This is a genomic window from Microbacterium sp. K35, from assembly GCF_004794375.1.
In the GTDB taxonomy this organism is placed as follows: domain Bacteria; phylum Actinomycetota; class Actinomycetes; order Actinomycetales; family Microbacteriaceae; genus Microbacterium; species Microbacterium sufflavum.
The window spans coordinates 1-11,197 of sequence record NZ_SSDM01000285.1 but is presented as its reverse complement, the minus strand read 5'-3'; the positions used below and the strand labels follow the sequence as shown (position 1 = coordinate 11,197).

Sequence of the window (11,197 nt, the reverse complement as noted above, 5' to 3'; positions counted from 1 at the left end):
CGCGGCGCTCGCGTTTGGTCGGGCGACCGGCACCGCGGTCGCGCAGGCCGAGCGCGGCCTGCGGTTCGCGTTCGGGTGTGCGGTCTTCGTAGGCGAGGGCGGCGAGTGGGGCGCCGACGCGTTTGACGAGCAGCTGCCGGACGATGAGGATGCGGTCGAACCCCGAGATGCGGATGCGCAGCTCGTCGCCGATGCGGACCGTCTGGGCGGCCTTGGCCTTGTCGCCGTTCACGCGCACATGCCCCGCACGGCATGCGGTGGTCGCGGCCGACCGGGTCTTGTATACGCGGACGGCCCACAGCCAGCTGTCGACGCGGACGCTGTCGACCATCACGAGGCCTTCCGTGCGAGGACGACCAGGGTGCCCGCGATGAGGAGCCCCTGTCCGAGCGTGTAGGTCGCCATCACGGCGGGGCTGCTCCAGGCCGGGAGGGCATCGGGGAGGAAGAGCCGGAACGCGAGGATCGTGTCGCTGGCGAGGAAGAACGCGCCGCCCACCGCGACGAGGGGGTGGCAGCGGGCGGCCATCGCGGCCGTGCCGCCCAGCAGCAGCCCGTAGGCGGCGACGCCGATCAGCAGCGCGCCGGTGTGCGGGCCGATCGCGACGATCATCGCGACCCACCACGCCGCGTACACCAGCGTCCACCAGGGCAGCCGACGCCGGGCGAGGTGCCGCGCGAACAGCACGATGTACGCCACGTGCGCGAGGCCGAAGAACCCGAGCATGAGCGGAAGCTCGGGTGCGGCGGGGAACAGCGCCCCCGCGCCGTCGCCCAGCCAGGAGAACAGCAGCGCCGCGAGCACGAGCACGAGGGCGGAGCGCGGCCGGAGGCGTGGGGCGGCCACGAGCACCGGTACCGCGAGCAGCGGCATGAGCAGCAGCTTGGTCGGAGCGGCCAAGACGTGGTCGAGTGCGAGCAGCACGACGTGCAGCAGCGACACCGCGACATACGGCGCGAACGCCCACACGATCGGGCGAGGGAGGGTGCGGCGGCGCATCCTCTCATCGTATGGCCGCGGCGGTATATCCGGGGGAGCGGGGGCGGCTCCCGGGATGGCGGATGCGGCACCCGGGGCGGCGGTCATGCGTCGGTGCTCGAGGACAGGTCGAGCGTCACGAGAACCCGCCCCGGCTTCATGACCGTCTGCTCCGTGAAGCCTGCGCCGAGGAAGGTGTTCAGCGTGCCGTGGAACAGGTCGTTCGCGCGCTGCTTCTCGCCGCGGGTGTCGACCGGGTACCCCTCGACCAGTCGCGCTCCGGAGGCCGCGGCGTAGTCGACCGCCGCCCGCAGCAGTGCCGCGTTGAGTCCGGTGCCCCGGTGCTCGCGGCGCACCACGAAGCACGTCACCGCCCACACGGACGGGTCGTCGAACGGCTCGGCGGACGACGCGGCGATGATGTGCGTGCGGGGGATGCGGGCCTGCGCGGTGCGCGGTCCGACGCGGATCCAGCCCGCGGCCTCGCCGTCGACGTAGGCCACGAGCCCGGGCGGCGGACCCTCGTCGATCTCGGCCCGGAACATCTCGGTGCGCTGCGGCGTGGTGGTCGTGTTCCAGTCCTTGTTGCTCAACATCGGCCAGATGCACTGGCAGCTCGCCCCGTCCCCTCCGCCCGTGAGAGCCTGCTGCACGTCGTCCCAGCGGTCGGACGTGGCGAGTTCGGTGGTGATCGTCGGCATGACCGCGACGGTACGCAGTGGGTCCGACACCCCGCAACGCCCCGGTTCGCGAGAGGGCCTCGGGTACGGCTAAGATAGGGGAGTTGCCTGCGCGAGAGTGCAGAACAACGGGCTGTGGCGCAGCTTGGTAGCGCACTTGACTGGGGGTCAAGGGGTCGCAGGTTCAAATCCTGTCAGCCCGACCAGAAAGCCCCGGAGAACCGCAGAATCACGCGGATCTCCGGGGCTTTTTCTATGCCCGGAATCGGCGCTCGAGGTCGCCGTCTCACATGCGTCTCACATGGGAATGCACGGCGCGGTCAGAGCGCGCGCAGTTGGCCGAGCCCGAGCGCCTCTGCGCGGCGCCTTTCGACAGCGCCGATGACCTCGTCGACTCGGTTCGGCCAGAGGTGCGAGTACGTGTTCAGGGTCTCCGTCGCGTCCTTGTGGCCGAGCATCAGCTGCACGAGTTTGACGTCTGCGCCCGCGGCGATGGCGTTCGTCGCTGCGACGTGGCGCAGGTCGTGCACCGAGTAGTCCGCGGCCGCTCGCACCGTGCGACGTGCCTTCAGCCAAACGCGGTTGTACCAGTTCTTGCCGTCGACCGCCGCGCCGCGCACGGTGACGAACACGAAGTCCTCCGAGTCGCGGCCCGCCGTGATCTCGCTCAGCCCGTCGATGACGAAGTCGGCGAGCGGGAGCCATCGCTTCTCCCACGTCTTCACGGGACCGAGCTTGCGGAGTCCGGCGCGGTCGATCGTCCACGTGCGGTGGATGCGTGCGCGCTTCTGCTCGAGGTCGAGGTCTTTGATCTTCAGCGCCGTCGCCTCGCCGATGCGCGGGCCGCTATGGGCGAGCATGCTGAACAGGACGCCGTCGACTGGTCGTCCCGAGATCGCGGATGCCGCGGAGGCAAGCATGTCGAGTTGCACGTACGAGAGTGACGGCAGGTCGTTCTCGATGTCGCCTTCGTCGCGGGGGAACTCGACCTTCGCCAGCGGGTTGCGACCGATCCACTGCTCCGCGACCGCGTAACGGAGCGCGCCGCCGAACGTGGAGCCGACGACATGACGGAGGTAGGCGGCGCTCATCTTCACCGGCTTGCGTCCGCCCTCGTTGAGGTGGCCGTTCTTGTCGAAGACGAAGACCGCAGTGCCGGCGCGAAGCTGTGAGATCCATTCGTCGATCTGTGGCCGAGTGATGCTGCCGACTGCTCGTGATCCCCACCTCGGCAGTACGTAGTTGTCGAGCTCGCGGCGGTAGCGTCGCCAGCTGGAATCCTTGATCCGGTTCTTCGACGCGAGCCACGCCTCGGCGGCGGCCTCGAAGGTGCGTTCTCGGGCGGACGGGTCGATGTAGCGGTCTGAGCGAATGTCGTCCTCGATGCCGGCGACGAACGCCTCGGCATCTGAGCGCCGGGAGAACAGGCGCTTCTTCTGGATGCCATCAGGGTCGTACCAGCCGGCCTCCCACCGCGAGCCCCGCCCGAACTTGGAGGTACGGAAGTGCTCGGGCATCGTCCTGAGCGACTTCATCTGCGCACTCGTCGGACTGATCTTGGTGACGGTGCCGTCAGGCATCGTCACCTTCGCATCCTTCACCCAGCGATCAGTGATCCACGCCTTCGCCACTAGCTGACCTCGATGCGGTGCGCGAACTGACCGGCGCCCATGCGGGGATCGACGTACACGGCACCATCGGTGCGGAGGAGCAGGCTGCGGAACACGATCACGAGCTCGTCGGGCACGTTGAGCGCAATAGCCATCGAGGTCACGTGACCGCTGAACTGATGCTCGGCATCGGCGTAAGCGACGGGAGTAATGAGCGTCTGCGCAGCCCACACGTTCGCGCCGGCCTCCTGCCGCTTGCGAATGAGGCCGAAGTCGGTCGGCCGGTGGCCGAGCACGTGGTGTCCGATCTCGTGGCACATCACGCCGCGCAGCACACGTCCGCGCATTCCGGGTGTGAGGTCGATGTGGTTCGAACCGGGCGCGTAGCCGCTGCGGTGCGCGCCTCGACGCTCCCGCACGGTCAGCCCCATGTCGGCGGCTAGGTTCCAGACGTCCATGCGTAACCCCCTCGATCGGGCATGGGTGTTGTTCGTGGGTTGTGGAACGATGCGCGGACGTCGCGTCACGCGTGGTCGTAGTCCGCGTCATTCCCCTCGGGGAACTCGTTGATCGACTCATTCGCGACCAGGTCGTAATCATGCTGCCGTCGTGCGACATTCTCGGCGCGAGTGATGAGGTCGACGTGGTTCATCCCGAGGGCGTTGGCGATCAGGACGATGTCGCGAACGTTGAGGATGACACGCTCACCGGTGCGGGGGTTCCCGCCGTCGAGGCGCGACGACACGAACTGCGGGTTCGATCCGATCAGGCGCGCGAGTCCGCGCGACGAGAGATCCTGCCGCCCCATCTCGGCCTTGATCTCCGAAACCAGCGCGTCAGAGAAGTGATTGGCGAGTGCTTCGTCATCCATAGCACCAGTGTGGCGGGTGAATGATTTTTCGTCAATACGAATGATGAGCTTGACAGCGAATGATTTGTCACTCACTATGGCTCGTATGACAAAGCAGACACCCGAAGAAGCTGCGGCAGTTAGCGTCGCGGACGAGGTGCGGGCCGAGCTTGCTCGTCAGCGCAAGACCGCCGCAGAGCTCGCGTCCGTCCTCGGCATAACCCAGCACACGGCAGGCCGCCGACTTAACGGCGGCACGCACTTCAACGTGCTCGAGCTCTTTCTCGTGGCGTCGTGGCTGGGGCTCACGGTCGAGGAGATCGCTCGTCGTGCGGAGCACGCGGCTCAGCACGCTGCAGAGAAGCAGCGGGTGGCGTGATGAGGATCGTTGCCTTCCCGTCAACACCCGCAGGCGCAGACGTCGAGTCGCATTCGGCCCCGGAGGGGTTCGAGGAGATGCCGATGATCATGTCGCCGAAGGCACTCGCCGAGATCCTCGAGGTGAGCACGAAGACGCTCGAACGCTGGCGCATCGCGAGGGAGCGAGACGCCAAGACGGGTCCGGCCTGGCACAAGCTTCCCGGTTCGAGCCTGATCCGCTACTCGCGGGCTGACGTGCTCTCGTGGTTCGCCGCCTGCCGAGAAGACGAGGTGGCGTCTTGAGCGAGCATCTCTTCGACGGCGTCCCGCATGATGATGGCCGCAGCGGTGATCCGTTCCTCACGCGTCATATCCATGCGGCAGAGCCTATTGAAACGGCGGTCGCCCCGGCTCTCGTCCGGGGCGCGCTCGGCCGAAGCCATGTCGTTGACATGGACGTTCTCGCTTGCCGACTCGCTGAGATCGACGACGGGTACCTGGTTTCGGCACGTGCCGAGGTTGTCGCGGCGCGAATCCGAAAGATCGCGGATGCGATCGACTCAGAGGCTCTTGCTCTCCGCGAGCTTCACCAGCGCCTGCCCGAGTTCCAGAACTGCGAAGCTGAGTTCCTCAAACGCGCGGTCCCTGAAGTCGGGCAGCTCGGCGTCGTTCATGACGCGCGCCGCGGAGTCCGCGTGATCGACCGCGTTCTCGGCGTGCTGCTGCATCGTCTTCGGTCCGTTGTGTCGAACGCTCATGGCTCCCCTTCGATCGGTGCCACCGACGTGCCAGCGTCGGCGGTCTGTGACCCGATCGTAGGGGACGCGTCCGACGCGGCGGTGTACCCCTCCGCCACCGCGTCGGACCGTCGGACGCCGCTCCGCAATCGAAGGACGCATCATGATGTCCCGGTCTGGGGGCCGAGTGCCCGCTGGGATATCGGGCCAGGCGGGTCGGGGCACCGTGGGGACGGCTCCCCCGACCACGCCGGATGGTCCGGTCGACCTGGCGGTGGCGCTGCTCAGCCCCGTGCTCTGGTGCGTGGCGGTCGGATACCTCGTGCTCGGGCTCGCGCTCGTGTGGGTGTCGTTCGTGCTGGCCCCGTGGGGGCTCCTGATGCTGGTGCTCGCCTTCGGTGCGCTGTTCGCTGCCGCGCTGTGCGCGTTCCTCGCGACCGGGATCGCCGAGCTTGAAAGCGATCCCGCATGAGCGCGCTCGAGGTGTTCCAGTACGCCGACCGGCAGGTGCGCACCGTCCCGGTCGACGGCGAGGTGTGGTTCGTGCTCGCCGACATCTGCGGCGTGCTCGGCCTCTCGAACGTCGGCAACGTCACCGCCCGCCTCGACGAGGCTGATATCCGCCAGACGGACATCAGCTCCGGCGGCCAGCGCCGCGCGGTCACAATCGTCTCCGAGGCCGGCATGTACGACGTCGTCATCCGGTCCGACAAGCCCGAGGCCCGCCGCTTCCGCTGGTGGGTGACGCACGAGGTCATCCCGGCCATCCGCCGCACCGGCACCTACGCCGTCGAGACGCCGGAGCAGCTGATGGCGCGCGCCGTCGTGCAGGCGCAGGAGATCATCGCCCGCAAGGACGAGCAGATCGCCGCGCTCGCGCCGATGGCCGAGGCGTGGGAGGAGATCGCCGACGCGGGGACCGACTACGCGGTCCGCGACGTCGCCCCGATGCTCTCCCGCGCCGGGATCGAGACCGGACCGCAGCGCCTGTTCGAGAAGCTCCACGAGCTCGGCTGGATCTACCGCGGCGAGAAGAACCGCTGGACCCCGTACGCCCGCGCGGTCGACGCCGGTCTGGTCAAGGTGCGCGCGATGTCCCCGTACCGCGACCACGACACCGGCGACCTCGTCCCATCCGCCCCGCAGGTGCGCATCACCCCGAAGGGCATCGAACGCCTCCGCGTCCGCCTCGGCGCCGGCGCCCTCACACCCTGACGCCGCACACGAAAGCGGGGCGCCCGCGGCAACGGACGCCCCACCAGAGAACGAAAGGCAAGCACATGCCTCAGACACAGGATACCGACGACAACGTCGCCCCGGTCGGCGAGTTCGCACCGCTCACCGCTGACATGCACCTCAGCGTCGTCGAGCGCACCGCTCCCGTCATCGACGGACCGATCGCGACCGATCGCCCCGGCCTTTGGCCGCTGTCTCCCGGACGCATGGTCGCGGTCGTCGCCGCGCTCCTCGGTGCGGCGATCTGCGGGCCCGCTGCGGCCGACCCGACGACCGGAGTCAACGGTGCGGACCTGGGCGTCCTCATCAGCCTCGCGACGTTCGTCGCCGCGTTCCTCATCCCGCTCCCGAACAAGGGCGACCAGTCATGACCCCGCAGATCACCGCAGCCCGCGTCGTCGTCCCCGGTGACGCACCCCGTACCGTGTGGATGCTCGAGCGCGGCGGGGGTGTCACCGCCTCCGACGCCTGGCGCATCGCACGCGCCGGCATCAAGGCGCGCCGCACGATCGTCGAGCAGAAGATGAACGGCTCGACCTTCCGCGGCAACAAGGCAACGAAGGCCGGGCATGCCCGCGAGGCCGCGCTGCTCGACGAGGCCGCCGAGCGTCTCGCATCGCTCACCCCGAACGCCGCGCTGTGGGCCGCGCTCGACAACGACCTGCACCGGGCGACCCCGGACGCCATCGGCATCGATCCCGACGGAGCCCTCGTCGTCATCGAGGTGAAGTCCCACGAGTTCGGATGGGACTCCTGGTCGATCCCCGTCGAGCACATGGCGCAGATGCAGTGGCAGATCCACGTGCTCGGAGCCGACTACGCCCTGTATGGGTTCGAGGTCCGCGACGAAGACGACATGCCGCCCGTGAACGGCGCGACGTGGACCCCCGTGCCCCGCGACGAGGAGATGATCGCGTACCTCGTCGACCGCGCCGACAACTTCATCGCCTGGCGCGACGCGGGATGCCCAGACGTCGACGACCTTCCCGACGAGGTCGCGGACGCCGTCGCCGCATGGGCGCCGCTGAAGCGCGACCTCGACGCCGTAGTGAAGGCGGAAAAGGCCGCGAACGAGAAGGTCAAGGCGGCGACCGCGAAGCTCCCCGGCGCGCAGCGCTTCGGCGCCGTCGGCATGACCGAGCACGGCGGGTTCCAGACCACGGTCACCGAGACGGTGTCGATCGACGAGGCCGCATGGAAGGCCGCAGCCCCGGAGGTCCACGCGCACGTCGAGGCGCTGCGCGTCGAGCTCGCCGTGCTCGAGGCGTCGGCGCTGAAGCACTTCGCCCGCACCACCCGCAGGGCGCCCGCTCTGAAGTTCCAGGAGGTCGAGCATGTCAACAACTGAGCTCATCGAGAAGAAGACCATCGGCGAGGTCGAGCACATCGTGCACGCCTCGGGGGAGTGGGACGGCACCGGCCCGGTCGAGTTCTCCGACGATGGCGTCGTCTGGCTGCAGGCGTGGGCGCCGACCGCTGACGCCGCGCACCCGGAGTTCGCGCGCGTCGAGGTCTACCGCAAGGGCGTGCGCATCCCGACGACGGTCACGATCCGTTGGTCGGAGCAGTACCCGGCCGCCTCGGAGGAGTGGTCCGGAAAGTGGGACCGCTCGCCGATGCGCCACTTCGGTCGCACCGTGCGCATGGTCGCATTCCGGCAGACGTTCCGCGACCTCCTCGGCGATATCCGTATCGAGGAGGAGATCGACGAGCGCGACCTGCCCGCCGCCGTGGCGGATGCTGCCGTGGCGGGTGCCGCCGTGGCCGCGCCGACTACGCGCGACTGGGCCGCCGAGTTCCTGGCCGCCGAGACGATCGAGCAGATCGATGCCCTCGAGACGGAGGCACGCGCCGTTCGTGCGTTCACCCCGGATCGGGCGGGCACTGACCTACACCGCACCGCCCGCAACCAGCGGAAGGCGCTCGTCGAGTCGGCCCGGGCGATCTCGACTGCTGAGCCCGCACCGGCCTTCGCGGCGACCGAGTCGCCCGTCGCGGAGCGCCCCGCGCCGCGCGACTACCTCCCGCCGCAGAACCGCGCCGACCGCCGCAAGGCCGCCCGCAAGAAGAAGGGTGCACGCCGATGATCGTCGACGACACCGACGGGACCGTCACCGAGCAGGGTGTCGAGCTCGTCCCGCTCAACCTCACCGCGCTCGACGAGGGCGAACTCCTGCAGCTATTCCCGTCGCCGGTGCAGTGCGCCGGCGCGCTGCTCAAGGCCCGCGCGATGATCGCGCAGGCGCCCGCTATCCTCGCCGACCGCTCGAAGCGCGTGAAGGACGCGAAGCGCGAGCTCATCATCGCCCGCGGCTACGCCCGACAGCGCGCCGTCGGCCGGGATGCCGAGACCCGCCGCCTCGTCGCCGAGTCCGACGCCGACGTCCTCACCGCATGGGAGCGCATCGACGTCGCCGAGCTCGCGCTCGAGTACGCACGCGAGATGCGCAAGACCCTGACCGAGGACATCGAGATCCTCCGGTCCCTCAATGCCAACTTCCGAGGAGAGCACCGATGAAGCTGAACTCAGAGTTGTCGGTTCCAGTCGTCGACGACGAAGTCCGAACAGGCCGGTCGCGACTCGTTCCCGTAGCAATGGCCGAAGATGAAGTCCGCTTTGATGTCATCCCGGCTCATCGATTCGACGTCGAGGAGAGCCCAGTCGGCATCGTCGCGGTGAGCGAACGCGCCCGCGTAGAGGTCCTCGACCCCATCGCACGCGTCGTACACCGGATCAACGAGGGCGGCGAACTTGGCTTCCTCGTCAGCGAGCATCGCGTCCAGGGTGACCTGCTCCTCGTCCGAGACTGCACCGTCGGCGTAGATAGCGTCGTACTCCGCGCCGAACAGCGGATGGTTCGCGTAGTGAACGTTCATCGCCTCGCTCGCCGTCGCGAAAGCTGCGTCGCAGTCGGGCGAAGCCGCCTCCGGTACCACCTCTCCGCTGCATCCGGCGAGGGCCAGCGCCGCAGCGGCGATCGTCATCGTCGCGAAGACTCGTCTCATGCCCGCACTCTATCGGGGGTGACCCGATGAGCGCCCCGACCGCGGCCACGCGCGACGCCGTGTACCGCCGTGACGAGCGCCGCTGCGCCGCCTGCGGCGTCATGGTGCTCACCTTCCAGCACCGGCGCGCGGTCGGCATGGGCGGCTCGAAGAACGTCCCGTCCCCGGTCGACGGGCTGTCGCTCTGTGCTGTCTGCAACGCCGGCTGCGAGGGTGACATGCAGGCGAAGGCGCTCCGCTTCGGCTGGAAGGTCCGCCGCTGGGTGACGCACCCCGAGCGTGTCCCCGTGTTCTACCCGCTCGAGATGTCCTGGTTCCGCCTCGAGGGCATCACCCGGGTGCGGATCTCCCGCGCGCTCGCGATGGAGATGGGCTGCAGCGTCTACGGCGCCGAGTGGCTGCTCTGGCACGAGGCCATCGCATGAGCATCATCAGCGAGGCGTTCTCCGCGTGGCGTGAGTGCCGCGCCGACTACGACGACACCCTGTACGCGCAGTTCGTGGCCGCCGAGGAGGCCACCAACGGCGCCATGCTGAACGCCCGTGGCCGCGAGAAGAGCATCGACCCGTTCTCGCTGTTCATGGGCAACGAGACCCGCGCGCTCGCGTACGCGTCCGAGGAGCTCGTCGAGCACTGGCAGTCGCACCCGCGGATCACGTTCGCGAAGTTCGAGCGGCAATGGCAGGCGCGGCGTGAGGCTGAGCTGATCGAGGACGCAGCATGAGCGCCGTGCTCGAGGCGAGCATCGCCCGGTCGATCGTCGCCGTACAGGAGGCCGAGGCGAAACCGTGGGCGCCGAGCCGCGCGGTCACGCTCGAGCAGCTCCGCATCGTCGACATGATCCACGAGGGCAAGCCCGCCTGCCGCCTCTGCGGGCAGATCACGAATTCGCTCGACCGGTTCGGGCTGTGCTCGAAGGTCTCGCCCGCACATCGGGAGTGGCGCGGCGACGTCGCGCCGTCGAAGAAGGCGAGGACGCGATGAGTGCGATGCCTGAATTCGCGATGACCTACGTCGTCTACTGGCCCGAGGCCCGGGTGCTGAAGGTGGGCCGGGCGTGGAAGTGGCACCGGGTGGAGATGATGATCCGCTCCGGCGCTCAGGTGATCGTGTGCGCTCGCGGAACGGATGCGTCGTGGGAGGCGGAGGCGCTGCGCGTGCTGCGCCGCTGGTTCCCGCAGGCGTTCCGCCGGGAGACGGAAGCGCTCGGCCTGCTGCCCATGGGCCGCGGGTGGACCGAGTGCTTCGCCGTTGACGAGCACGATCTGCAGTTCGCCCTCGACAGGTGCATCGAGGGCTTCGCGAGAGGGAACGACCAAGGTGTCAACGAAGCAACGATTCATCAGCCCGAGCGACCTGCAGTCGCCGGAGTACCTGCGGGTGCCGGACGAGGCGAAACCGACCGCGATGGGGCTGTGGCTACACACGGACGTGATGGGGCGCCGGGAGCTCATCCCGGAGCTGATCGCAGGCGACCTGTACCCGGGCCGAGCAGCGACGGCGATGGTCGAGGAGCACCTGCTGATGCTGGACGACGTCGGGTTCCTGACGATCTTCCCCGCCCGCGGTACGCACTGGATCGCCCTCGCCCGACCGCTGCGGGTCGACGCCCGCGGCGCTCGGATCGACACCCCGGAGCCGCCGTCGGAGCGTCCATGGACGTCCGTGGCTGTGGGGGGAGCGCGGGCGCGCGAGCAGGCGCGGGAGCGCGCGAGGGCGCAGGTGCGCGCGGAGGACGCG

The 11,197-nt window shown here is 69.0% G+C and carries 20 protein-coding genes and 1 tRNA gene; 13 read left to right on the top strand and 8 right to left on the bottom strand.

Translation table 11 applies throughout. The annotated features are described in order from the left end of the window. The 3 genes from hslR to DW299_RS11180 all read right to left on the bottom strand — a co-directional run. A partial coding sequence (gene hslR, locus DW299_RS11190; RefSeq protein ID WP_136036627.1) for an Hsp15 family ribosome-associated heat shock protein occupies positions 1–331 on the bottom strand: 331 nt, incomplete at its 3' end. Beyond that, positions 331–999, bottom strand: a complete 669-nt coding sequence (locus DW299_RS11185) for a lysoplasmalogenase family protein (RefSeq protein WP_136036626.1) — start codon at positions 997–999, stop codon at positions 331–333. The genes DW299_RS11185 and hslR, both read right to left, overlap by 1 nt. 83 nt (positions 1,000–1,082) lie before the next feature. Then, the gene (locus tag DW299_RS11180; protein ID WP_136036625.1) at positions 1,083–1,679 is read right to left on the bottom strand and encodes a GNAT family N-acetyltransferase; all 597 of its coding nucleotides are present in this window, start codon (positions 1,677–1,679) and stop codon (positions 1,083–1,085) included. 108 nt (positions 1,680–1,787) lie between these two features. On the opposite strand from DW299_RS11180, the gene DW299_RS11175 reads away from it, so the two are divergent. Continuing rightward, positions 1,788–1,864, top strand: a tRNA-Pro gene (locus DW299_RS11175). A 114-nt stretch (positions 1,865–1,978) separates the two neighbouring features. Here DW299_RS11175 and DW299_RS11170 read toward each other — a convergent pair. From DW299_RS11170 to DW299_RS11165, 3 genes are all read right to left on the bottom strand, one after another. Then, positions 1,979–3,238 (bottom strand): tyrosine-type recombinase/integrase, encoded by a 1,260-nt coding sequence (locus DW299_RS11170; RefSeq protein ID WP_240745381.1) that lies wholly within the window; start codon positions 3,236–3,238, stop codon positions 1,979–1,981. Between the two features lie 50 nt (positions 3,239–3,288). Further along, positions 3,289–3,726: an ImmA/IrrE family metallo-endopeptidase gene (locus DW299_RS19085; protein WP_168443124.1), complete on the bottom strand. Its 438-nt coding sequence runs from the start codon at positions 3,724–3,726 to the stop codon at positions 3,289–3,291. A 65-nt stretch (positions 3,727–3,791) separates the two neighbouring features. Then, positions 3,792–4,214, bottom strand: a complete 423-nt coding sequence (locus tag DW299_RS11165; protein ID WP_168443123.1) for a hypothetical protein — start codon at positions 4,212–4,214, stop codon at positions 3,792–3,794. Between the two features lie 10 nt (positions 4,215–4,224). Here DW299_RS11165 and DW299_RS11160 point away from each other — a divergent pair, with 10 nt between their 5' ends. Beyond that, positions 4,225–4,497, top strand: a complete 273-nt coding sequence (locus tag DW299_RS11160; protein ID WP_168443122.1) for a helix-turn-helix domain-containing protein — start codon at positions 4,225–4,227, stop codon at positions 4,495–4,497. A gap of 83 nt (positions 4,498–4,580) precedes the next feature. Further along, positions 4,581–4,781, top strand: coding sequence for a helix-turn-helix domain-containing protein (locus DW299_RS11155; RefSeq protein WP_136036621.1), 201 nt, complete (start codon positions 4,581–4,583; stop codon positions 4,779–4,781). Between the two features lie 257 nt (positions 4,782–5,038). Here DW299_RS11155 and DW299_RS11150 read toward each other — a convergent pair whose 3' ends face one another. Beyond that, positions 5,039–5,236: a hypothetical protein gene (locus DW299_RS11150; RefSeq protein WP_136036620.1), complete on the bottom strand. Its 198-nt coding sequence runs from the start codon at positions 5,234–5,236 to the stop codon at positions 5,039–5,041. 205 nt (positions 5,237–5,441) lie between these two features. Here DW299_RS11150 and DW299_RS11145 point away from each other — a divergent pair, with 205 nt between their 5' ends. The 6 genes from DW299_RS11145 to DW299_RS11120 all read left to right on the top strand — a co-directional run bounded on the left by DW299_RS11145 (position 5,442) and on the right by DW299_RS11120 (position 8,969). Then, on the top strand, positions 5,442–5,687 hold the full coding sequence (locus tag DW299_RS11145; RefSeq protein ID WP_136036619.1) for a hypothetical protein: 246 nt from the start codon (positions 5,442–5,444) through the stop codon (positions 5,685–5,687). Next, the gene (locus DW299_RS11140; protein WP_136036618.1) at positions 5,684–6,430 is read left to right on the top strand and encodes a phage antirepressor KilAC domain-containing protein; all 747 of its coding nucleotides are present in this window, start codon (positions 5,684–5,686) and stop codon (positions 6,428–6,430) included. The genes DW299_RS11145 and DW299_RS11140 overlap by 4 nt, the downstream gene beginning before the upstream one ends. 65 nt (positions 6,431–6,495) lie before the next feature. Then, a complete protein-coding gene (locus tag DW299_RS11135) occupies positions 6,496–6,822 on the top strand; it encodes a hypothetical protein (RefSeq protein WP_136036617.1) in 327 nt (108 codons plus the stop codon). Beyond that, positions 6,819–7,799 (top strand): PDDEXK family nuclease, encoded by a 981-nt coding sequence (locus tag DW299_RS11130; protein ID WP_136036616.1) that lies wholly within the window; start codon positions 6,819–6,821, stop codon positions 7,797–7,799. Before DW299_RS11135 ends, DW299_RS11130 begins: the two co-directional genes overlap by 4 nt. Further along, positions 7,786–8,538: a hypothetical protein gene (locus DW299_RS11125; protein ID WP_136036615.1), complete on the top strand. Its 753-nt coding sequence runs from the start codon at positions 7,786–7,788 to the stop codon at positions 8,536–8,538. The genes DW299_RS11130 and DW299_RS11125 overlap by 14 nt, the downstream gene beginning before the upstream one ends. Continuing rightward, positions 8,535–8,969, top strand: coding sequence for a hypothetical protein (locus DW299_RS11120; RefSeq protein ID WP_136036614.1), 435 nt, complete (start codon positions 8,535–8,537; stop codon positions 8,967–8,969). Before DW299_RS11125 ends, DW299_RS11120 begins: the two co-directional genes overlap by 4 nt. Before the next feature lie 8 nt (positions 8,970–8,977). Here DW299_RS11120 and DW299_RS11115 read toward each other — a convergent pair whose 3' ends face one another. After that, the gene (locus tag DW299_RS11115; RefSeq protein ID WP_136036613.1) at positions 8,978–9,457 is read right to left on the bottom strand and encodes a hypothetical protein; all 480 of its coding nucleotides are present in this window, start codon (positions 9,455–9,457) and stop codon (positions 8,978–8,980) included. 26 nt (positions 9,458–9,483) lie between these two features. On the opposite strand from DW299_RS11115, the gene DW299_RS11110 reads away from it, so the two are divergent. From DW299_RS11110 to DW299_RS11095, 4 genes are all read left to right on the top strand, one after another. Then, positions 9,484–9,882, top strand: coding sequence for a hypothetical protein (locus DW299_RS11110; protein ID WP_136036612.1), 399 nt, complete (start codon positions 9,484–9,486; stop codon positions 9,880–9,882). Next, complete coding sequence (locus DW299_RS11105; RefSeq protein ID WP_136036611.1) at positions 9,879–10,181, top strand: hypothetical protein; 303 nt, start codon at positions 9,879–9,881, stop codon at positions 10,179–10,181. The genes DW299_RS11110 and DW299_RS11105 overlap by 4 nt, the downstream gene beginning before the upstream one ends. After that, on the top strand, positions 10,178–10,441 hold the full coding sequence (locus DW299_RS11100) for a hypothetical protein (protein WP_205814376.1): 264 nt from the start codon (positions 10,178–10,180) through the stop codon (positions 10,439–10,441). The genes DW299_RS11105 and DW299_RS11100 overlap by 4 nt, the downstream gene beginning before the upstream one ends. Positions 10,442–10,777: 336 nt before the next feature. Further along, the coding region (locus tag DW299_RS11095) for a hypothetical protein (RefSeq protein ID WP_205814375.1) at positions 10,778–11,197 on the top strand (420 nt) is incomplete at its 3' end.